This window comes from Labrenzia sp. R5_0 (assembly GCF_017743835.1).
GTDB lineage: Bacteria > Pseudomonadota > Alphaproteobacteria > Rhizobiales > Stappiaceae > Roseibium > Roseibium algicola.
In genome coordinates this window covers 127,842-148,792 of sequence record NZ_JAGHRK010000004.1, presented here as the reverse complement: position 1 = coordinate 148,792, position 20,951 = coordinate 127,842, and the positions used below count along the sequence as shown (strand labels likewise).

The window sequence follows — 20,951 nt, the reverse complement described above, 5'->3', positions numbered from 1 at the left end:
CTGCGCTGCGTCCGGGATGACGAAGATAGGTCTGGTAAAACCTTTCAGTCGTCATCCCGGGCAAGCAAAGCGCGACCCGGGATCGGGGAGCCACCCCAAACCTCTCGAAACCCGGAGTGGCCATCGTTTGACAGCCTGGGTCTACATCCTTGCCTCGCGACCGTTCGAAACTCTTTACACGGGCGTAACGACGGACTTGGCCCGCCGGATTTACGAGCACCGCGAAGGTCTGATTGAGGGTTTTTCCAACCGATACGGAACGAAATCCCTGGTCTGGTATGAACAGCACGAAGAGACCAGGGCTGCGATTGCCCGCGAAAAACAGATCAAGCGTTGGCGCCGGCAATGGAAATTCGATCTGATCGAGGAGATGAACCCGGACTGGCAGGATCTGTATCTGGTTCTAAATCAGTAACAACTACCTTGATCTCTCGGTCGTCATCCCGGACGCAGCGTAGCGAAGATCCGGGATCGGGGAGCCCCAAAGCGCTGCGGCAACACACATGGAAATCCAAAGTCCGGTGTCTCGTCGTACTCAAGCTGCAAGTCACTCGATAGAGGGGCGATAGCGTGCAATTGCGCCTTTTCGCTTCGCGACAGCTAATCTTTTTTGACAAACCCTGCCCCAACGGCGATACCTCGAAACCATGTCGGATATTAAAGTCAAAATCTGCGGTCTTTCGACCGAGGACACCATGGCGGCGGCGCTGGATGCCGGTGCGGATATGGTCGGGTTGATGTTCTTCCCGAAGAGCCCGCGTCATGTGTCGCTCAGCCAGGCCTGCCGGCTGGCCGATATGGCGCGCGGCCGGGCGGAGATCGTGGCGGTAACCGTCAACATGGATCTCGACGGCCTGTCCCGTATCAACGAGCTGGTGAAGCCCGATACATTCCAGTTTCATGGCGAGGAAGCTCCGGAAGCCCTGGCAGCGGCCAAGGTGATGCAGGGCACCAAGGTCATGAAGGCGATTTCGATTTCCGACCGTTCAGATCTGGAGCAGGCGCACTATTATGCTGTTGTGGCAGATCGTCTCCTGTTCGATGCCAAGCCGCCGAAAGGGTCCGAACTGCCTGGCGGTAACGGCGTTTCCTACGACTGGACGATCCTGAAAGACCTTGACCTGAAGAAGCCCTTCATGCTTTCCGGAGGACTTGATCCGGAGAACGTCGCCGAGGCGATCCGTTTGAGCGGCGTCAGCGAGGTGGATGTTTCCTCCGGCGTCGAGCGGGAAAAGGGCGTCAAGGACAGTGGTCTCATTCGCGCATTCTTGGCGGCGGCCAAGGGCGTCAAGGTTCCGGGCTGAAGCCCGGGTGAAGGAGTAAACGCGTGAACGATATGGCTAACAGCATCCGGACCGGTCCGGACGACCGCGGGCATTTCGGTATTTTTGGCGGCCGCTATGTTGCCGAAACGCTGATGCCGCTGATCCTGGACCTGGAACAGCACTACAAGGACGCCAAGAACGATCCGGCTTTCAAGGCCGAGATCGAGACGCTGAACAAGCACTACACCGGCCGTCCGTCGCCGCTTTATTTTGCTGAGCGTCTGACGAAAGAACTCGGCGGTGCCAAGGTCTATTTCAAGCGTGATGAGCTGAACCACACCGGGTCGCACAAGATCAACAACTGCGTCGGTCAGATCCTGCTCGCCAAGCGCATGGGCAAGACCCGCATCATCGCGGAAACCGGCGCCGGTCAGCACGGTGTCGCGACAGCGACAGTCTGTGCCCGCTTCGGCCTGCCCTGCGTTGTCTACATGGGCAAGACCGACGTGGAACGGCAGAAGCCGAACGTCTTCCGCATGAAACTTCTGGGCGCGGAAATCGTGCCGGTGACCGCCGGTGCGGGCACCCTGAAGGACGCCATGAACGAGGCGCTGCGCGACTGGGTGACCAATGTCGAGGACACCTACTACCTGATCGGTACCGCTGCGGGCCCGCATCCCTATCCGGAAATGGTGCGCGACTTCCAGTCGGTGATCGGCAAGGAGCTGCGCGAACAGATGATGGAAGCCGAAGGCCGGTTGCCGGATGCGCTGGTTGCCGCCGTCGGTGGTGGATCCAATGCCATTGGCCTGTTCCATCCGTTCCTGGACGACAAGGACGTGAAGATTTACGGCGTCGAAGCTGGTGGCCGTGGCCTTCAGGGGGAAGAACACTGCGCTTCCCTGACCGCAGGCAAGCCGGGCGTTCTGCACGGCAACCGCACCTATCTGCTGCAGGACGACGACGGCCAGATCCTGGAAGGTCACTCGATTTCCGCCGGTCTCGATTATCCGGGCATTGGGCCGGAGCATTCCTGGCTGAAGGAAATCGGCCGTGTGGACTATGTACCGGTCATGGACGACGAGGCCTTGGAAGCTTTCCAGATGCTGACGCGCGTTGAAGGCATCATCCCGGCGCTGGAGCCGGCCCATGCGCTGGCTCATGTCGTGAAACTGGCCCCGCAAATGGACAAGGACCAGATCATCGTCATGAACCTGTGCGGCCGGGGCGACAAGGACGTCTTTGCCGTCGGCCAGATGCTGGGCTTCGATCTCTGACAGGCCGCTTCGAACGGAACCCTGGAAAACCGCGTATCGAAAGGTGCGCGGTTTTTCTTTTGGCCGCTCCGGAGTGTCATCCCCTCCGCCAAGGGAAAGACCTCGCGCCTGCTGGTCATCAATGCGGGTTTTGGATAGGGCCGACGTTCCGCTTTAACCGGAATGATAACGGGGTTTGCCACCGGCCCCTAACGCCGGTTAACCAGCCCCGCCAGTTTGGAAATGCTGCAATGCAAACTTGTGCGTTGTGAATCCGCCGGGAAAGACTAAATCAGCCGCGAATGAAACAGGGTCGGCGCTATTGCCGGCCGCTTGAGGAAACCCCGAAATGGCTTTCGATCTTCTGACCGGCTTCGTCCGCGACTTTCGCGCTTCCCGCAAGGTTGCCGGCGAAATCGCACGCATGAACCACCTGAACGACGCCCAGCTTGCCGATCTCGGCCTGGAACGCAGCGAAATCACCAGCCGCGCCTTCGCCCGTCATTTCAAACGGCGCTAAGGCTGCAGCCAGTCAGGCACTGCGTTTGTAAGCAGCGCGCGGTGGCACGGCTATGGGTTTTGCCGTCAACATGGCTTCCAGCAACTGCTGGCGGCCCCGGGCGTCCAGACCGGTCGCCTGTTGTGCCAGCGCCGGGTCTGATTGCTCGGAAGAAACGTCGGCAACACCCTTGCGCTGGGCAAAACCCAGGTGAAAATCCCTCATCCGGCGCCACAGCTTTTCTGTGAAAGGCTGAGGAGCGGGTTCGAACAGGGAATGGGCCATTTTCAGCTCCTTATTTGTTTGGTGGCTCAGTGGTTCGTTTTACAATAGGTGCACGCAGTGCATTTTTCTAGGCGCAATTTGTGCACATTTCGCCTATCAGCCATGCATTTTTCGCGGGTCTGACCTGCGCTTCCACAGCTTGCTGCACTGCAAAAAAGCCATAAGGTGCGGCCCGGTTGCGATTCCGGATCGCGGCATCAATCTTTTTTGGTTTTTGAGATGAGCACCTTGCAGGCCCTCCATATCAGCGCGCCATCGGCAGCGCCCCTCGCCACCGTGTTTCGCGGTGCCGGAAACCCGTTCACGCGCTCCGGCCGGGCGAAGCCCATGGGCAGCGAACATGTCTACCGGGCGGATGCCGCCCTGCGCGCTATCGGCCTGATCGACTATCCAAGCCGCTGACCGGTCTGGGTTCGGAGCCTGTTTCAACGCTCCGAATCTGCATGAGACAATTGACATTGCACGCACTGCCCCCGTACATCGCTGAAACGGAAACGCCCCGGAGGGTCCCGGATGGCGCGAAAAAGGGTAGCAGTGAATGACGGATACGCGTATCGACCGCCGTTTTAAAGCCTGTGCGGATGCCGGCCGGCCGGCCTTGGTCACCTTTATAACCGCAGGCGATCCGGATCTGCAGACCTCGCAAGCCCTCCTGAACGCCCTTCCGGCAGCAGGTGCCGACGTTATCGAACTCGGCATGCCGTTTTCCGACCCGATGGCCGAAGGCATCCCGATTCAGCTTGGCAACCAGCGTGCGCTGGCTGCGGGGCACACCATGGACAAGACCCTGGACATGGTTCGTGAATTCCGCAAGCAGGACCAGGATACGCCGATCATCCTGATGGGGTATTACAATCCGATCTACGTGCGGGACCCGAAGGTTTTCGTGCAAGTAGCCAAGGACGCTGGTGTAGACGGCTTCATCATTGTCGATATTCCGGCAGAAGCAGATGACGAACTCTGCATTCCGGCCCTGGAAGCAGGTCTCAATTTCATTCGCCTAGCAACACCTACCACTGACGACAAGCGTCTGCCTGCCGTTCTGGCCAACACCTCCGGTTTCGTTTATTACGTCTCCGTGACCGGCATCACCGGCGCCAATATCGCCGATACCGGTCGGGTGACCACCGCGGTCAAGCGGATCAAGGGCCATACGGACCTGCCGGTTGCCGTCGGTTTTGGCGTGAAGACCGCAGACCAGGCAGCGGAAATCGGCAAGGATGCCGACGGTGTCGTGGTCGGGTCGGTTCTGGTCAATGCCATCCGTGACAGCCTCGATGAGGCCGGCAAGGCGACTGACAAAACCGTTCAGACCGTCGTCGACCTGGTGTCCGACCTGGCCTCCGGATGCGCCCGGTCAAGAACAGCCTGACTGGTCAGCCATCGGCTGGTCTGAATTGAAGGATTTCGGACGGACCCCATATCTCCGTCCAATGGTAACTCGAGTAGCGGGACGCGTTTGACGTGAACTGGATCAATTCTATCGTACGCCCCAAGATCCGTGATCTTTGGAAAAAGCGCGAAGTTCCGGAAAACCTTTGGATCAAGTGTCCGGAAACCGGTGAAATGGTGTTTCACCGGGATCTGGAAGCCAATCTCTGGGTGATCCCGAATTCCGGTCATCACATGCGCATCCCGGCGCGCAAACGCGTTGAGGCTTTGTTTGACGGCGGCAAATACACCGAGGTCGATACCCCGGAAGTGCATGCCGATCCGCACAAGTTCCGCGACAGCAAGCGCTACACCGACCGCCTGAAGGAAGCCCGCACCAAATCCGGCGAAGACGAAGCTGTGATCGTGGCCCAGGGCCAGGTCAACGGCATGCCGCTGACCATTGCCGTGCAGAACTTCGATTTCATCGCCGGCTCGCTCGGCATGGCCGCGGGTGAAGCGATCCTTGCCGGCATGCTGAAAGCGGTCGATGACAAGACGCCTTTCGTCATGTTTGCCGCTTCCGGCGGTGCACGCATGCAGGAAGGCATTCTGTCGCTGATGCAGATGCCGCGCACCACGGTCGGTGTGCAGATGCTGCGCGAAGCGGGACTGCCCTATATCGTCGTCTTGACCAACCCGACCACGGGCGGCGTCTCGGCCTCCTACGCCATGCTTGGCGACGTGCACATTGCCGAACCGGGCGCCCAGATCGGCTTTGCAGGCCGCCGCGTGATCGAACAGACCGTGCGCGAAAAGTTGCCGGACGATTTCCAGACTGCCGAATATCTTCTCGACCACGGCATGATCGACATGGTGGTGCCGCGCCAGAAGATGAAGGAAACACTGGCACGCATCTGCGGTATCCTGATGAAGCGGGAAGTCGAACTGCCGAAGCTTGAAGCGCCGAAGGAGCCGGCACCGGAAGCCGAAGCCAAGCCTGCCGAAACGGCTGCAGAGCCTGCCAAGGGCGCGGAAGCGGCCAGCTAGGTGGCTTCGTTACACGAATACGTCGCGAAAGCGGCCTGACACGACATTTCCGGGCTGTCCGCTTGTCTCGCGGGCGGCCTTCCCGTAAAGGCGTTAGTCAAACGCAACCGGGAAAAAGGGACCCTGCGGAGGGCGCCTTGGATCAAATCACGAAAATTCTGGACCGTTTGCTGGCGCTGCATCCGAAGGAGATAGATCTCTCGCTCGGTCGCATGTACCGCCTGCTGGAAGCGCTCGGGCATCCCGAACAGCGCCTGCCGCCGGTGATTCACGTCGCCGGTACCAACGGCAAGGGCTCGGTTACCGCCACCATGCGGGCGATCCTGGAAGCTTCCGGAAAACGCTGCCACGTCTACACCTCGCCGCACCTGGTTTCCTTCAACGAGCGCATTCGGCTCGGCTCGGATGGCAAATTCGTCTCCGATCCGGTCCTCTATGAGGCCCTGCACCGCTGCGAAGAAGCCAATGGCGGTGAGGAAATCACCTTTTTCGAGATCACCACCGCTGCTGCCTTGCTCCTGTTCGCGGAAAATCCCGCAGATGTGCTGCTGCTTGAAGTCGGTCTCGGAGGCCGTCTTGACGCGACCAACGTGATCGACCGGCCGCTTGCCACGGTGATCACCCAGGTTTCGATGGACCACGAGAAGTTTCTGGGTGACGACCTGTCGGTGATCGCTGCCGAAAAGGCCGGTATCATCAAGCCGGGCGTGCCGGTCATCTGCGCTGCGCAGGAAGACAGCGCCATGGCAACGATTGCGCGTCAGGCAGCGCGCAACAAGGCGCCGATCGAAGTGTTCGGGCAGGATTTCGCAGCCCAGGAAGACCAGGGCCGCATGGCTTTTCAGGACGAGGACGAATTGATCGACCTGCCTGTGCCCGTGCTTGGTGGCCGTCACCAGTTCTCCAATGCGGCTGTCGCCATTGCGGCGTTGAAGGCGGCGGGCATGTTGCCGGATGGCGATACGATTGCCCACGGCCTGAAAACGGTCAACTGGCCCGGACGGCTGCAGCCGATCACCAGCGGACCGTTGCATGACCTGTGCCCGGAAGGGTCGGAAGTCTGGGTCGATGGTGGCCACAATCCCGGCGCGGGCATTTCGATCGCCCAGTTCATGGGCGAACAGGAAGAGCGCTCACCCCGGCCGCTTTACCTCGTGTCCGGCATGCTGACGACAAAGGATCCCGTCGGATTCTTCCGTCCGTTCCACGGACTGGCACGCCACGTCGGCACCGTGCCGATCACCACGACACCCACCGCAAGGGAGCCGGAAGACCTGGCCGATCTTGCCCGCTGTGCGGGACTTGAAGCGACACCGTTTCAATCACTGGACGCAGCGCTGGCAGATGTGGCAGCTTGTGCGGCAAAAGATGGCGAGCCACCCCGGATCCTGATTTGCGGGTCGCTCTATCTGGCTGGTGAAGTTCTGGCGCGCAGCGGTCTGGCGCCGGTCTGAGGCGTCACCGGCCTCTGCCCGAGGAGGCCCTGAATGTTCGGTTTTGAAACCTGTCGCCCAAAGCTTGCAGGCGCTTTCCTGGGCGCTCTGCTCTTGAGCGTGCCTGCAAACGCGCTCACCGAACAATATGAGACGCCACCGGAGCAGGATCCGGCCACACTTCTCGACGGCAAGGAACTCGGCCCCGGCTATGCGGTTCTCTCGCCGGTGCGCGGCGACGGTTTCCTGCGGATTTATCAGGTTCAGACCGATCTCGGCGTCGAGCAGATCGAAGGCGACGGCATGCTCAAGCTGCGCCTGCACGAAATCCAGGTGCTGATTGCCCTCGACAGTCTGAAAAACGACGCAAGCTTCGTTGACGGCCTCAAGCAGGCGGCCATGAAGCCGGTCGAGTTCGTCGAAAGCACGGTGACCGATCCAGTGGGAACCGCAAAGAACACCGTTTCCGGTGTCGGCCGCATGTTCGGCCGCCTCACCAAGGGCGTCGAGGCCGCTGTCAGCGGCAAGGGCGGATCTCCGGCGGAACTTGCCAAGTCGATCACCGGCCAGGCCAAGGCCCGGCGCGAACTTGCGGTCGATGTGGGTGTCGACCCCTATACGTTTTACCGGCCGCTATCGGAAAAACTCGACGAAACCGCCAGCGTGACCACGGCAGGCAACTGGACGGTGAGCGCAATTACCAGCCTCCTGCCCGGAGGTATCATCGTCAATGCCGCGCGGCAGGCAGACAATTTCCGCAATCTCATCGTCGACAGCACGCCGACCGAACTGCAGGAACGCACCTCCAGCGTTCTGCGCGCCGTGGGCGTGCCGGAGGTGACGAACGCCAAGCTCATGGGCAATCCGTTCTACACGGCTTCGGAAAAGGCCGCGATCGCCTATCAGATGCAGGCGATGCCCGGTGTGAAGGACCTTTACCTGATTGCCGAAAAGGCGGCTGATGCCGACAGCCGGGATCTTGCCTATTTCCAGCTTCGTCGTGTCGTTCTCATGGAAACCTACAACAGCACGGTTTCGCCGCTGGGAGATATCAAGCTGGTGTCCGGCATCCCTGTCGCCCTGCGCCGTGACGGCATCGCCGCCATCGTCATGCCTTTTGATCATGTGGCCTGGACCCAGACCGTGGCGCAGACCTTCTCCGCCATGCACGAAGGCCTCGGCACCTTGCCCTTCCCGCCAACGGGCGTCGACTTCCTGATCACCGGCGACGTCACACCCATGGCCGCCGAACGCATCGCCGCATTCGGCTGGGAAATTACCGGCAACTATCCGATGCCGAAGGGGCCGGTGTTTTAGGGCATCCGGCTGTCATTCCGGACAAGTAAGGCGAGCCGAACGCAGATCCGGAATCCAGATGCTTTTCGCGCCGAAGGCGCGGCCGCTTCTTCTTTCAAGCGGGTTTCGCTTCGCTCATGCTGATGTCTGGATTCCGGATCTGCGCGCATCGACGCTGCGCTTGTCCGGAATGACGGACGGTGGGTTCATTTTGCCCCCTCAAACACACTCCAGAACCGGCCCGGACAAGCCGCTTTCCCAGCCGAGGATGGCGCGTTTGCGGGTGAGGCCCCAGTGGTAGCCGCCGAGTTTGCCGCCTTTTGCGAGCACCCTGTGGCAGGGGACGACGAAGGAGAGCGGGTTGCGGCCGACTGCGGTGCCGACAGCGCGGGATGCCTTCGGGTTGCCGAGGCAGGCGGCAATGTCGGAATAGGTGGTGGCCTTGCCCATCGGGATCTTCAGTAGGGTTTGCCAGACCCTGATTTCAAAATCGGTACCAATCATAACGATGTTGAGCGGCTGGTCCTCTTGCCACTTTTTCGGATCGAAGACGCGCCGGGCAAATTGCGCCGTCGCATCCTGATCCTGGACGAAAACGGCTGCGGGCCAGCGCTCGCACATGTCTTCCAGGGCGGAGGTTTCCTCGCCCGGATCGGCAAATCCCAGACCGGCCAAACCCTTGTCGGTGGCCATCACCAGAACCTGGCCGAAAGGGGAAGGATGAAAGCCGTAGGCAATTGAAAGACCCGCGCCACGATTGCGGTAATCACCAGGCGTCATGGCTTCATGGGTGACGAAAAGGTCGTGCAGCCGGCCGGATCCGGACAGGCCCACTTCGTAGGTTGCGTCGAGAACACTGGCGGACTCGCGCAGCAGCGCCTTGGCGTGATCCAGCGTGATTGCCTGCAGGAACTGCTTCGGCGTCAGTCCGGCCCAGCGCGAAAACACACGTTGCAGCTGGATGGGTTGAAGACCGGCTTCCCTGGCCAGCTGGTCCAGCGTGGGCTGCTCGCGCCAGTCTTCGGTGATCCGCTTCAAGGTGCGGCGAACGACGTCGTAGTGCTGCGCAGCCTCCTCGCCGATGGAGATCGGGGTTGGTTCGGACGTCAGGCTGGTAAGGTCGAGCGCTTTGGTCATGGCGGTTTCTTCATGCTGAACTTGAAGTCTGCTCCGATCTTAGTCGGCGAACAACAGGGGATCGACCCGATTTGCGATCCGTTTCATGATCCTTGGCGCTTTGGTACCAGTTTCCGCTTCACGCGGCCGGAATGACGGCACAGAAACCGGGACTGGCGTTCCTACCCCAGAACATCCTTGAACTCGCTGGCCGAAACCGCCGGTCCCTTGCGGGTGGTCAGAAGCAGGCTCGTCTCTGTGCCGGTAATACCCTCGATCAGGCGAATGCGATTGAGTGCATCGTCAAAGGCAGCAAGATCGCGTGTGGCGACGTCCAGTACCAGATCCCACTTGCCATTTGTGGAATGGATCGCGCGAACCTCCGTCATGGCGCTGAGCGAGCGGATCACCGGTTCGGTATTGTGGCCGTCTACGACCACAAGCGTCACCGCGCGGATCGGCAGATCGCGCCAGTCGTCGCGCAGGACGGCGGTAAATCCCAGGATTTCTCCCGTGTCGACCAGCTTCTCCATGCGAGAGCGCACGGTGGCGCGTGAGACCTTCAGATCACCTGCCAATTCGGACACTGACCTTCGCCCGTCATGGCGCAGAAGCGAGATCAATCGAAGATCCAGATCGTCCATTTTTCCATTCCGATAAATTGAGCTTATCAAAATGATAAATCTGGCTGCTCTTTTGATCAAGTGTCCGGATTTACTCCGCCGCGGCGTTTCAGCACACTTTTGACAGTTGAATTTTGGGGCGGAGCAGGACGTGAACGTCGTTGAGAAACAGATTGTGCTGGTTGGAGCTCCGGTGGATGAAGGCGCCGGTCAGCGCGGCTGCCTCATGGGACCGGACGCCTATCGAACCGCCGGCCTGCAGGAGACGCTGCAGGAACTCGGCCATTCGGTCGTCGACCAAGGAAATCTGAGCCCGGCGGAGGTTGGCAGCCTCACCCCTCCCAACAGGATACTGCGGAATTACCGCGCCTATGTTGCCTGGACCCGGGCGCTCCACCAGAAGGCGGCGGAACTTGGCGAAGGACCGGGTTTTCCGATTTATCTTGGCGGCGATCACGCCATGGCGGCGGGCACCGTTTCGGGTCAGGCAAGGGCGGCAGCCGCACTCGGGCGCCCGCTGTTCGTGCTTTGGCTCGATGCGCATTCGGATTTTCACACGCTGGACAGCACCGCCAGCGGCAACCTTCACGGCACGCCGCTCGCGTTTCTGTGCGGCCTGCCCGGGTTTGACGATCTGCTCGGCAGTCCGCTGGAACACACCTTGAAACCGCAGAATGTCGAGATCCTCGGCGTTCGCTCGATCGATGATGCCGAGCGCAACCTGCTGGTCAGCCACGGCGTCGGTGTCAGCGACATGCGCCGGATCGACGAGGAAGGCATCGGCACTCTTCTGAAGCCGTTTCTGGAGCGTGTAAGGGCGGAAAACGGCCTTCTGCATGTCAGCCTGGATGTCGATTTTCTGGACCCGTCAATCGCCCCGGCCGTCGGCACCACCGTTCCGGGCGGCGCGACCTTCCGCGAAGCCCATCTGGTGATGGAGATGCTGCATGACAGTGGTCTCGTCACCTCTCTCGACCTGGTCGAGCTCAATCCCTTCCTGGACGAACGCGGAAAAACCGCGCGTCTGATGGTCGAACTGACCGGCAGCCTGTTTGGCCGCCGGGTCTTCGACCGGCCGACAAGAAGCTTCTAGAGGACCGAACAATGTCAAACAGCCCCATCAATCTCCTGCCGTCGGATCTGGCCTATGTGCCCTTCGTCAGCGTCGACAACATGATGCGCAATGTCCGCGCGATTGGCGTCGAAACCTTCATGCGTGGCATCGCCGAATATATCGAGCAGGATTTCCTGCGATGGGAAAGCTTCGACAAGAAACCGCGTATTCCGGCGCATGCGCCTCAGGGTGTCATCGAGCTGATGCCGACCAGTGACGGCAAGACCTTCGGCTTCAAGTATGTCAACGGTCATCCCGGCAACACCCGTGATGGTCTGCAGACCGTTACCGGCTTCGGTGTTCTGTCGAACCTGACGACCGGCTATCCGGTGCTGTTCACGGAGATGACCATCCTGACGGCCTTGCGCACGGCAGCCAACTCGGCACTTGCCGCCAAATACCTGGCTCCCAAGGGGTCCACCACGATGGCAATCATCGGCAATGGCGCGCAGTCCGACTTCCAGTGCCTGGCGTTCAAGGACATGCTCGGGATCACCGACATCCGCGCCTACGACATCGACAGCGCTGCAAGCTTGCGCCTTGCCCGCAACCTCGCCAATTCCGGACTGAACGTGACTATCTGCAAGACGCCGGAAGATGCGATCGAAGGCGCGCAGATCATCACCACCGTAACCGCGGACAAGAAATCGGCGACGATCCTGACCGACAACATGGTCGGCACCGGCGTTCACATCAACGCGGTCGGCGGCGACTGCCCGGGCAAGACCGAGCTGCATCGCGATATCCTGCTGCGGTCCGATATCTTTGTCGAGTTCCCGGACCAGACTCATATCGAGGGTGAATTCCAGCAGCTCGACCGCGATCATCCGGTTACCGAACTCTGGCAGGTCTACGCCGGCAAGGCCGAAGGCCGCACTTCGCAGGACCAGATTACGCTGTTCGACAGCGTCGGCTTTGCCATCGAGGACTTTGCCGCCCTGCGCTACGTCCGCGATCTTCTGCCCAGAACCGGTCACTTCGAGAAGCTCGACCTGCTGGCTGATCCGGACGACCCGCGTGACCTATACGGCATGGTTCTCCGGTCTGCGGCCAATGGAGACAACCAGGCAGCGTGACCTGAGATCACGTGATTGTAGCAAACTGGACCACCGCTTCGGCGGTGGTTTTTTCTGGCCTTGGTCAACCGGCCTCTACCCCTGCTCTCCAGGGAAAGAAACGGTTCCGGAAAGTACTTGTGTCATCCCGGGAAAGCATGGCGGAACCCGGTCCGCGTGGTTCAGGGGAGGAAGTGGGACCCGACAAGGGTAATGCCAAAAAACGCCTGACATCAGTCACTTATTTTAAGGTTTTCGGTGTTGAGTTGGCGTCATCCTACCTTTTCGGGGACTTTTTGATGACATTCAGAATTTTGACCGGCCTCGGACTCGGCCTGCTTGCCGCTTCCGCTGTTCAGGCCAAGGAACAGTATTTTTCTTACAAGGACTGGAATGTAGAGATTCAGTCGTTTGATACGGGCGAAGACTTTCGTATCAACTGCACCATGTGGACCGGCGGCGACGGCCTGCCCACCGTAGGCTTTGCGACGTCCAACAGCGATGCATTGCCGCCGGACTTCTTCCCCGGTGTCCAGCTGACGGAACGTGCCGTCCGCGGCCATGCGACGGTTCTTCAGAATGACCAGAAGGTCAATTTCGTCTTTGATGACGGCGACAGCGCGCAGGCAACGGTCCAAGCCTATTTCGATGAAGACGGTTTCGCCGTCGCCCAGACCTATTTCCCGATCGAGGACGCTCAGCGCGTCCTGCAGGCGATGCAACGGAACGGGCAGATCGATATCGTCGGACCGAGCGGCCTCATCTATACCGCTTCCCTGAGCGGATTTACCGCGTCATATCGAAAAGTTGCCGAAGGATGCGGCTTTCCGGTTACCGGTGTTATCGACTAGCGGCGGCAGGTTCAGCGCCTCTTCTATTTCGGCAACCACGGCATCGGCCGCCGCACCCGGATCTTCGGCCCGGCTGATCGGGCGGCCGACCACCAGGTAGTCGCTACCAGCCTGAATCGCGTCCGCCGGGGTCATCACCCGGCGCTGGTCTCCGGCGTCGCTGCCGGCAGGGCGGATGCCGGGGGTGACGATCACAAGCTCGTCTCCAAGGATGGCGCGCATTTTTGTGGCTTCGGTGGCGGCGCAGACGATGCCGCCCATGCCAGCCACACGGGCGTCCTTCGCCCGCGCTTCCACCACATCGGCAATCGGGCCGCGATACCCTGCATCGACCAGGTCCTGCTCGTCCATGGAGGTCAGCACCGTCACCCCAAGCAGGCACAGATCGGGATTGCCCTCTTCCCGCAGGCCTTTCACGGCAGCGCGCATGGTTTTCGGGTAGCCATGCAGGGTCATGAAGGTCATGCCCATCTTGGCGACATTGCGTACGGCCTTTTCGATGGTGTTGTCGATATCGTGCAGCTTGACGTCCAGAAAGATCTTCTTGCCGTCACGCGCCAGGTCACGGGCGAATTCCAACCCGCCGGCAAACTGGAGTTCCATGCCGATCTTGTAGACACCGACCTTGCCTTCAGTCTGCTTTACCAGCTTCTCGGCCTCGGCAACCGTCGGCACGTCGACAGGCAACATCAGGCGATCCAGAGCGGTTTTCGGGGAGAAAGGGCTGGTCGGCATGGGCAGATCCTCGGATTTTGGGGCAGGTGCCAGTGCATAGCACCAAGGATCGCCCAGCGCCAGAACTACCCAGAACTACGCCTTGCCTGTGCGCTCGAATTCCGCAAAGGCATCCTTGTAGTCGTCATGCCAGCGCGACAGCGGCGGCCGGTTTTCAATGATATCGCCGATGGCCCATTCTGCCCGGCGATTGTCCCTGGTGCTGTCGACGTCATTGTCCGGGCACAGGATGTAGAAATCGCCCGCTGACATCCGCTCGATGAAATGATCGACGGTCTGCTCGCTGGTCCAGGCCGCGTCCGGCTTCTCCGGAAAGTGGCTTGCGGTCATGCCCGTGTAGGTGAACCCAGGCACGAACAGATGCACCGAAATGGGCGCACCGGCCTGCCGCAGTTCATGGGCAAGCTGTTCACTGAGCACTTTCACGGCTGCCTTGGTGGTGTTGTAGCCGGGGTTTCCCGGAGGTGTCGTGATGCCCTGCTTCGATCCGGTGTTGACGATGACCGCCGGGCGGGCAGCCTCGATCAGGCGCGGCGTGAAGGCATGGACACCGCGCAGGACGCCGTAGAAATTGATGTCCATCAGGCGAACCCAGTTGTCGAAGTCTTCCCAGGCAGAGGTCGGCAGGCTGATACCGGCGTTGTTCATCAGGACCGCGACGGGCCCGGTCTGAAAAGCCTTCTCGGCCAGGGCTTCCACCTGCGCCATGTCACCGACATCGGTCGGAACCGCGAAAATATCGACACCGACCGTACCGGCGGCACGCACCTTTTCCGTTGCCTCTTCAAGGGCCGGACCGGGCAGATCGGCAAGAATGACGCCCAGTCCTGCCTGGGCGAAGCGGGTGGCAGCGGCCAGTCCGACGCCGCTGGCAGCACCGGTAACGACGGCAATCCCGCCTTCTGAAATGGCTTTTTTGTACATGATGGATTTCCCCCAAAATGGATTTCAGGAACGCGGCGACAGACGAATGCCGATTTGCCTGTCTGCAAGATAGTCCGGCCACAGAACCCTTTCACTATGAAACCGCTATTTTCTTAGACGGTTCAGGCTGCTACAACACCGCGGTTCTTCTTTCCCATTACCCACGGGGCATCAGCACATGCGCACAGCGAGTGTATCGCGCGACACCAAGGAAACCCGCATCGCGGTCGAGATCAACCTGGACGGCACGGGCGCATACGACGTCCAGACCGGCGTCGGGTTCTTCGACCATATGCTGGAGCAATTGTCGCGACATTCGCTGATCGACATCAAGGCCCGTGCCGATGGCGACACTCATATCGACTTTCACCACACGGTCGAGGATACCGGCATTGCGCTGGGCCAGGCAATTTCCGAAGCGCTGGGCGACATGGCGGGCATCACCCGTTATGCCGATACCCATCTTGCCATGGATGAAGCGCTGACCCGCTGCGCGCTGGATGTGTCCGGCCGTCCCTTCCTGGTCTGGGACGTCACTTTCGACCGGGACAAGATCGGTGAATTCGACACGGAGCTGTTCGAGGAGTTTTTCCGGGCATTTGCGATGAATTCCGGGATTACCCTTCATATTGCCAACCTTTATGGCTCCAATTGCCATCACATCGCCGAAACCTGCTTCAAGGCGGTTGCGCGCTCCTTGCGCAAGGCGGTGGAGATCGATCCGCGGCAGGCAGACCGCATTCCGACCACCAAGGGCCAGCTCGGCAGCTAGGGCAGGAAACGGCGCATGAGCACATATGTTGTGATGGCTCCGCCAGAATTCGAAGACGTGGCTGGCGATCCTCGCCAGACCGACAAGCTCGCCTTCGTTCCGGACGGCTTCTCGACACTTGCGTTCCTGTTTGCCGTCATCTGGCTGCTGGTCAACCGCATGTGGCTGGTGCTGCTTGGCTATCTCGCCGCGACGCTGATGATCGAGTTGCTGGCGCTGTCCGTCAGTCAGGAAGCCATGGCCGTCGTTGCCCTCTTCACCTCCATCCTTTTCGGCCTCGAGGCCCAGGCGCTGCGCCGCTGGTCGCTTGAACGCAAGGGCTGGCGCGTTGTCGGCATCGTCGACGCGCACAACAAGAGCGAAGCCGAACTCCGATTTCTCCACAAGGCGGCTGACCGAGTGTCGCCGCCCAGACCTCAAATCGACCGGCAACAGCGCCCCGCCTCCCAACCGATCATCCCGAGGATCGGTAGCGAGCAGGTGGTGGGCCTGACCCTCGGTCCGGAGACCCGTCAATGACAATTGCGATTATCGACTACGGCTCGGGCAACCTGCGCTCGGCCGAAAAGGCGTTTGAGCGCGCGGCCCGCGCCCACGCCCACACGCCCGACGTTATCGTGACGTCCGACCCCGAAAGGGTACTGAAGGCCGACCGTGTCGTGCTGCCGGGTGTCGGCGCCTTTGCCGACTGCAAGCGCGGCCTGTGGGCTGTCGAAGGCATGCCCGAGGCGCTGGAACAGGTCGTTCGCAAGGACGGCAAGCCGTTCTTCGGTATCTGCGTCGGCATGCAGCTGATGGCAAGCCGCGGCCTGGAGTTCGAGACCGTGGAAGGCCTTGGCTGGGTCGAAGGCGACGTTACAGCCATGGAACCGGCAGACAAGACGCTGAAAATCCCCCACATGGGCTGGAACACCATTGATGTACGCCCGGAAAGCCACCCGGTTTTCAAGGGGCTGGAAACGGGACCGGATGGCCTGCACGCCTATTTCGTGCACTCGTTCCACTTTGCCTGCGCCAGGGCGGAAGACCGCCTGGCAACATTCGACTATGCCGGCACCTTCACTGCCATGGTGGCGAAGGACAACATGATCGGCACCCAGTTCCACCCGGAAAAAAGCCAGCGGCTCGGTCTGGAGCTGATCGCCAATTTCCTGGACTGGACCCCTTAATCTAAAAGCGCCTGGGAGGCCAACATGAGCAAAGGTTACTGGATCGCCCGTGTCGACGTGCATGACGCCGACGGATATCCGGCATACGTGGAAACGGCAAAGCCCGCTTTCGAGCGGTTCGGCGCCAATTTCCTTGCCCGCGGCGGCAAGACCGATGCCATCGAAGGCCCGGGCCGGGCGCGCAACGTCATCATCGAATTTCCGAGCTTCCAGCACGCGGTTGATTGCTATAATTCGCCGGAATATCAGGAAGCGGTGAAAATCCGCCAGAAAGTAGCCGATGGCGAAATCGTCATCGTTGAAGGAATTTAAAGCGACATGATCCTCTTTCCCGCCATCGATCTGAAGGATGGCCAGTGCGTTCGCCTGAAACTGGGCGACATGGACCAGGCAACCGTGTTCAACGACAACCCGGGCGCGCAAGCCCGGGCGTTCGAGGATCAGGGCTTCGAATGGCTCCATGTGGTCGATCTCAACGGCGCCTTTGCCGGCGAGAGCGTCAACGGCGCGGCTGTCGATGCCATTCTGGGGGCAACGAAGAACCCGGTGCAGCTGGGTGGCGGGATCAGGACGCTGGAACATATCGAAACCTGGCTGGACAAAGGCATCAGCCGCGTCATCCTGGGCACTGTTGCCGTGCGCGATCCGGACCTGGTGAAGGAAGCCTGCCGCAAGTTCCCCGGCAAGGTCGCCGTCGGCATAGATGCCAAGGGCGGTTATGTCGCCGTCGAGGGCTGGGCGGAAACGTCCGAACTTACCGCCGTCGATCTTGCCAGGCAGTTCGAGGATGCAGGCGTTGCGGCGATCATCTACACCGATATCGATCGCGACGGCGTTCTGAAAGGCCTCAATATTCCCTCGACGCTGGACCTTGCCCGCGCCGTCTCCATTCCGGTCATCGCCTCGGGCGGCCTTGCGTCGATCGACGACATTCACCGCCTGCTGGAGCCGGACTGCGCTATCCTGGAAGGGGCAATCTCGGGCCGTGCACTCTACGACGGCCGTCTCGATCCGAAAGAAGCCATGGAATTGATCCTGGCCGCGCGGAGCAAAGCATCATGACCTTGAAAGCCCGTGTCATTCCCTGTCTCGACGTCAAGGACGGCCGTGTCGTCAAGGGCGTCAACTTCGTGGATCTGGTCGATGCCGGTGATCCGGTGGAAGCCGCCAAGGCCTATGACGCGGCCGGGGCGGACGAGCTCTGCTTTCTCGACATCACCGCCAGTCACGAGGGCCGGGACACGATCTACGACGTTGTCCGGCGCACGGCCGAGGCCTGTTTCATGCCGGTTACCGTCGGTGGCGGCGTGCGCACGGTGGAAGACATCCGCAAGCTGCTGATTGCCGGAGCCGACAAGGTGTCGATCAACACGGCGGCCGTTACCAATCCGGATTTCGTGCGCGAAGCGGCGGAAAAATTCGGCGCGCAATGCATTGTCGTTTCCATCGATGCCAAGCAGGTCAACGCTCCGGGCGAACCGGAAAAATTCGAGATCTTCACCCATGGCGGCCGCAATGCCACCGGCATCGATGCTGTTGAGTTCGCCAGGAAGGTTGTCGAACTGGGCGCCGGTGAACTGCTGGTCACGTCCATGGACCGGGATGGCACCAAGTCCGGCTACAATATCGCCCTCACCCGGGCGATTGCCGATGCGGTGCCGGTGCCGGTGATCGCCTCGGGCGGTGTCGGCAACCTGGATCATATGGTGGAAGGCATCCGTGATGGCCATGCCACTGCGGTGCTGGCCGCCTCGATCTTCCACTTTGGCGAATACACCATTCAGGAAGCCAAGCACTACATGAACGACGCCGGCGTACCAATGCGCCTCGACGCCTGAAACGGCCTCAAGGGAACTAGCCGAATGACCGACTTCACTTTGGAAGATCTGGACGCCATTATTGCTGCACGTGCGAATAGCGCGGACGACAAGTCCTATACGCGCAAGCTCGTCAACAAGGGCGTTGCCAAATGCGCCCAGAAGCTGGGGGAAGAAGCGGTTGAGGCGGCGATTGCCGCCGTTCAGAAGGACCGGCAGGAATTGACGGCCGAGGCCGCCGATGTGCTTTATCACTTGTTGGTGGTTCTCAATGTCTCCAATGTCCCCCTCGGGGATGTTATGAAGGAGCTTGCGAGCCGTACGGGACAGACCGGACTGGAAGAAAAGGCGTCCCGGCCTCAGGAATAATCCAGGGCCTGCAGGCTCTGTACCGGATCCGGCGTTCAGCCGCGCAGCAGGAACTGCGAAGTAATGGATCAGAAAGTCGCCACGGCCCTGGACATGGATCTGTCCCCCTACCAGGTGTTCACCGAGCGCGAGTGGGCAAGACTGCGTGCGGACACGCCCATGACGCTGGATGCGCATGAGGTGGCCCAGTTGCAGGGCCTCAATGCGCCGGTTTCGATCGAGCAGGTCGAGACAATCTACCTGCCGCTCTCCCGTCTGCTTGCCTTCTATGCCGAAGCAACCATCAGCATCTTTCAGGCAACGCAGAACTTCCTCGGCACCCGCGACGGCAAGACGCCGTTCATCATCGGTGTTGCCGGGTCGGTGTCTGTCGGCAAGTCGACCACCTCGCGCGTGCTGCGTGAGCTACTTGCCCGCTGGCCGGCCAGCCCCAAGGTCGACCTGATCACAACCGACGGGTTCCTGTATCCAAACGCGGTGCTGGAAGCCGAAGGGCTGATGTCCAAGAAGGGCTTTCCGGAAAGTTTCGACAGGCCACGTCTGTTGAAATTCCTGTCCGACATCAAGGCAGGCAAGCGGTTCGTCCGGGCACCGGTCTATTCGCACTTCTACTACGATGTCATGCCCGGCCACACGGTGACGGTCGACCGGCCCGATATTCTGATTGTCGAAGGCCTCAACGTGCTGCAGACGCGCGAATTGCCCAAGGACGGGCGGGCGGTGCCGTTCGTTTCGGATTTCTTCGACTTCTCGGTCTATATCGACGCCGATGAAACCCTGCTGCTGAACTGGTATGTCGACCGCTTCATGCGCCTGCGCGAGACAGCCTTCCGCGATCCGGGATCCTATTTCCATAAGTATTCGCGGATCACGGATCAGGAAGCCGTCACGACCGCCAATCGCATCTGGAACGACATCAACCTGGTCAACCTGCGCGAAAACATCCTGCCGACGCGGCCTCGCGCCGACCTGATCCTGACCAAGGATTCCAGTCACAAGATTGCCAAGGTCGCCCTGCGCAAGATCTGAGCTGCAGCTGACGCCTGTCCCTCAGAGGAAGGCACCCAGCTTGGCCAGAACAAGATCCGGCACCTCGAGTTGCGGCAGGTGGCCGGCGTTCGGCAGCGCTTCGAATGTCGACTGCGGAATGGCGGCGTGCAGAGCCCGGCCCCGGTCGATCGGGATCCACGGATCGTCCTCTCCCCAAAGGATCTTCACCGGGCACCGGATGTCGCCGTAAAGCGGTTCGATCTCGTTGGTATAGGCTTCGTCTGCCTGGGCGAACTGGCGATAGAAGCTGCCGCGGCCTTCTTCGGTCAGCCAGGGCTTTGCCAGTGCCGTGCGGGCCTCGGCCCCGATTTCGTTGACAAGGGCGCCGCCGATATAGGCATCGACAACCGCGCGGTGGATATGCGGCGGGAGCCCGACAAAGGCTTCCACATGGCGGCCGACATGATCGAAGAACTCCGACCCCCAGGGGCTGAGGGCAACGACGTTCATCAAGACGTATTTGTCGAAATCGCAGCCGTGCAGAAGATGCGCCCGCAACGTTGTTGCCCCGCCAAAGTCATGGGCCACGACCGATGGCCGTTCGAGTTGCCAATGATCGAGCATTTCGGCAAAGACCTTGCCCTGAATGTCGAGGGACGTGCGTTGATCAGGTGACTTTGCCGACTGGCCGTATCCAGGCATGTCGTACCAGTGGACGCGGAACTTCCTGGAGAGTACCGGAATGAGCCGATGCCAGGACCAGGACGACCACGGCCAGCCGTGTGCGAGCACCAGCGACGGCCCTTCACCCGCCCGGCCCGCCATGACGACACCGGCAGATGTCCGGATTTCTTCGGAAAGGTGCCAATTCGTGGCGTCGTTCATAACCTGGTCTCCATTGAACATGCATCGGCAGACATGCGCTGGAGAAGGTCAGTGTCCGTCTCCCAGCGCCTTCCGC

26 protein-coding genes are annotated in these 20,951 nt (G+C 60.6%); 20 read left to right on the top strand and 6 right to left on the bottom strand.

All coding sequences use genetic code 11. The annotated features are described in order from the left end of the window. The first annotated feature begins 127 nt into the window (after positions 1-127). The 4 genes from J7447_RS20585 (at position 128) to J7447_RS20570 (ending at position 3,041) form a co-directional block, all read left to right on the top strand. On the top strand, positions 128-415 hold the full coding sequence (locus J7447_RS20585; RefSeq protein WP_209170746.1) for a GIY-YIG nuclease family protein: 288 nt from the start codon (positions 128-130) through the stop codon (positions 413-415). A 232-nt stretch (positions 416-647) separates the two neighbouring features. Continuing rightward, a complete protein-coding gene (locus J7447_RS20580; RefSeq protein ID WP_023002441.1) occupies positions 648-1,304 on the top strand; it encodes a phosphoribosylanthranilate isomerase in 657 nt (218 codons plus the stop codon). Positions 1,305-1,336: 32 nt separating this feature from the next. Further along, on the top strand, positions 1,337-2,542 hold the full coding sequence (trpB, locus tag J7447_RS20575; protein ID WP_139314179.1) for a tryptophan synthase subunit beta: 1,206 nt from the start codon (positions 1,337-1,339) through the stop codon (positions 2,540-2,542). 328 nt (positions 2,543-2,870) lie between these two features. After that, entirely contained in the window at positions 2,871-3,041 is a 171-nt protein-coding gene (locus J7447_RS20570) for a DUF1127 domain-containing protein (RefSeq protein ID WP_023002439.1), read from the top strand. 12 nt (positions 3,042-3,053) lie between these two features. On the opposite strand, the gene J7447_RS20565 is transcribed toward J7447_RS20570, so the two are convergent. After that, complete coding sequence (locus J7447_RS20565; RefSeq protein ID WP_209170745.1) at positions 3,054-3,305, bottom strand: hypothetical protein; 252 nt, start codon at positions 3,303-3,305, stop codon at positions 3,054-3,056. Positions 3,306-3,524: 219 nt separating this feature from the next. Between J7447_RS20565 and J7447_RS20560 the strand changes: the two genes are divergently transcribed. The 5 genes from J7447_RS20560 to J7447_RS20540 all read left to right on the top strand — a co-directional run bounded on the left by J7447_RS20560 (position 3,525) and on the right by J7447_RS20540 (position 8,476). Further along, the gene (locus tag J7447_RS20560) at positions 3,525-3,707 is read left to right on the top strand and encodes a hypothetical protein (RefSeq protein WP_023002437.1); all 183 of its coding nucleotides are present in this window, start codon (positions 3,525-3,527) and stop codon (positions 3,705-3,707) included. Positions 3,708-3,843: 136 nt separating this feature from the next. Next, complete coding sequence (gene trpA / locus J7447_RS20555) at positions 3,844-4,677, top strand: tryptophan synthase subunit alpha (RefSeq protein WP_023002436.1); 834 nt, start codon at positions 3,844-3,846, stop codon at positions 4,675-4,677. 92 nt (positions 4,678-4,769) lie between these two features. Beyond that, positions 4,770-5,726, top strand: a complete 957-nt coding sequence (accD, locus tag J7447_RS20550; RefSeq protein ID WP_168687277.1) for an acetyl-CoA carboxylase, carboxyltransferase subunit beta — start codon at positions 4,770-4,772, stop codon at positions 5,724-5,726. A 137-nt stretch (positions 5,727-5,863) separates the two neighbouring features. Further along, entirely contained in the window at positions 5,864-7,180 is a 1,317-nt protein-coding gene (locus J7447_RS20545; RefSeq protein WP_031269969.1) for a folylpolyglutamate synthase/dihydrofolate synthase family protein, read from the top strand. A 33-nt stretch (positions 7,181-7,213) separates the two neighbouring features. Continuing rightward, a complete protein-coding gene (locus J7447_RS20540) occupies positions 7,214-8,476 on the top strand; it encodes a hypothetical protein (RefSeq protein WP_023002432.1) in 1,263 nt (420 codons plus the stop codon). Between the two features lie 198 nt (positions 8,477-8,674). On the opposite strand, the gene J7447_RS20535 is transcribed toward J7447_RS20540, so the two are convergent. After that, positions 8,675-9,592: a bifunctional helix-turn-helix domain-containing protein/methylated-DNA--[protein]-cysteine S-methyltransferase gene (locus tag J7447_RS20535; RefSeq protein ID WP_075283231.1), complete on the bottom strand. Its 918-nt coding sequence runs from the start codon at positions 9,590-9,592 to the stop codon at positions 8,675-8,677. Positions 9,593-9,753: 161 nt separating this feature from the next. Then, a complete protein-coding gene (locus tag J7447_RS20530) occupies positions 9,754-10,215 on the bottom strand; it encodes an Lrp/AsnC family transcriptional regulator (protein WP_023002430.1) in 462 nt (153 codons plus the stop codon). A 130-nt stretch (positions 10,216-10,345) separates the two neighbouring features. Between J7447_RS20530 and rocF the strand changes: the two genes are divergently transcribed. The 3 genes from rocF to J7447_RS20515 all read left to right on the top strand — a co-directional run bounded on the left by rocF (position 10,346) and on the right by J7447_RS20515 (position 13,214). Beyond that, on the top strand, positions 10,346-11,287 hold the full coding sequence (gene rocF / locus J7447_RS20525; RefSeq protein ID WP_209170744.1) for an arginase: 942 nt from the start codon (positions 10,346-10,348) through the stop codon (positions 11,285-11,287). An 11-nt stretch (positions 11,288-11,298) separates the two neighbouring features. Beyond that, positions 11,299-12,384 (top strand): ornithine cyclodeaminase, encoded by a 1,086-nt coding sequence (locus J7447_RS20520; protein WP_062485961.1) that lies wholly within the window; start codon positions 11,299-11,301, stop codon positions 12,382-12,384. Between the two features lie 278 nt (positions 12,385-12,662). After that, positions 12,663-13,214, top strand: coding sequence for a hypothetical protein (locus J7447_RS20515; protein WP_139314178.1), 552 nt, complete (start codon positions 12,663-12,665; stop codon positions 13,212-13,214). Here the strand turns inward: J7447_RS20515 and pyrF are convergent. Both pyrF and J7447_RS20505 read right to left on the bottom strand, forming a co-directional pair. Continuing rightward, the gene (gene pyrF, locus J7447_RS20510) at positions 13,158-13,949 is read right to left on the bottom strand and encodes an orotidine-5'-phosphate decarboxylase (RefSeq protein WP_062485957.1); all 792 of its coding nucleotides are present in this window, start codon (positions 13,947-13,949) and stop codon (positions 13,158-13,160) included. The two genes, J7447_RS20515 and pyrF, sit on opposite strands and share 57 nt — an antisense overlap. 75 nt (positions 13,950-14,024) lie before the next feature. Next, the gene (locus tag J7447_RS20505; RefSeq protein WP_075283227.1) at positions 14,025-14,873 is read right to left on the bottom strand and encodes an SDR family NAD(P)-dependent oxidoreductase; all 849 of its coding nucleotides are present in this window, start codon (positions 14,871-14,873) and stop codon (positions 14,025-14,027) included. A 178-nt stretch (positions 14,874-15,051) separates the two neighbouring features. Here J7447_RS20505 and hisB point away from each other — a divergent pair, with 178 nt between their 5' ends. The 8 genes from hisB (at position 15,052) to coaA (ending at position 20,029) form a co-directional block, all read left to right on the top strand. Next, on the top strand, positions 15,052-15,645 hold the full coding sequence (gene hisB, locus J7447_RS20500) for an imidazoleglycerol-phosphate dehydratase HisB (RefSeq protein WP_023002424.1): 594 nt from the start codon (positions 15,052-15,054) through the stop codon (positions 15,643-15,645). A 15-nt stretch (positions 15,646-15,660) separates the two neighbouring features. Next, entirely contained in the window at positions 15,661-16,164 is a 504-nt protein-coding gene (locus tag J7447_RS20495; protein ID WP_209170743.1) for a DUF2628 domain-containing protein, read from the top strand. Then, positions 16,161-16,814: an imidazole glycerol phosphate synthase subunit HisH gene (gene hisH / locus J7447_RS20490; protein WP_209170742.1), complete on the top strand. Its 654-nt coding sequence runs from the start codon at positions 16,161-16,163 to the stop codon at positions 16,812-16,814. Before J7447_RS20495 ends, hisH begins: the two co-directional genes overlap by 4 nt. Before the next feature lie 24 nt (positions 16,815-16,838). Beyond that, positions 16,839-17,126 carry a DUF1330 domain-containing protein gene (locus J7447_RS20485; RefSeq protein WP_023002421.1) on the top strand — a complete coding sequence of 96 codons (288 nt, stop codon included), beginning with the start codon at positions 16,839-16,841 and terminating at the stop codon, positions 17,124-17,126. A 6-nt stretch (positions 17,127-17,132) separates the two neighbouring features. Next, a complete protein-coding gene (gene hisA / locus J7447_RS20480; protein WP_023002420.1) occupies positions 17,133-17,876 on the top strand; it encodes a 1-(5-phosphoribosyl)-5-[(5-phosphoribosylamino)methylideneamino]imidazole-4-carboxamide isomerase in 744 nt (247 codons plus the stop codon). Beyond that, complete coding sequence (gene hisF / locus J7447_RS20475) at positions 17,873-18,652, top strand: imidazole glycerol phosphate synthase subunit HisF (protein WP_023002419.1); 780 nt, start codon at positions 17,873-17,875, stop codon at positions 18,650-18,652. The genes hisA and hisF overlap by 4 nt, the downstream gene beginning before the upstream one ends. 24 nt (positions 18,653-18,676) lie before the next feature. Beyond that, on the top strand, positions 18,677-19,000 hold the full coding sequence (locus tag J7447_RS20470; RefSeq protein ID WP_023002418.1) for a phosphoribosyl-ATP diphosphatase: 324 nt from the start codon (positions 18,677-18,679) through the stop codon (positions 18,998-19,000). A 63-nt stretch (positions 19,001-19,063) separates the two neighbouring features. Then, entirely contained in the window at positions 19,064-20,029 is a 966-nt protein-coding gene (gene coaA, locus J7447_RS20465; protein ID WP_023002417.1) for a type I pantothenate kinase, read from the top strand. A 21-nt stretch (positions 20,030-20,050) separates the two neighbouring features. Here coaA and J7447_RS20460 read toward each other — a convergent pair whose 3' ends face one another. Beyond that, positions 20,051-20,875: an alpha/beta hydrolase gene (locus J7447_RS20460; RefSeq protein WP_209170741.1), complete on the bottom strand. Its 825-nt coding sequence runs from the start codon at positions 20,873-20,875 to the stop codon at positions 20,051-20,053. Between the last annotated feature and the right edge of the window lie 76 nt (positions 20,876-20,951).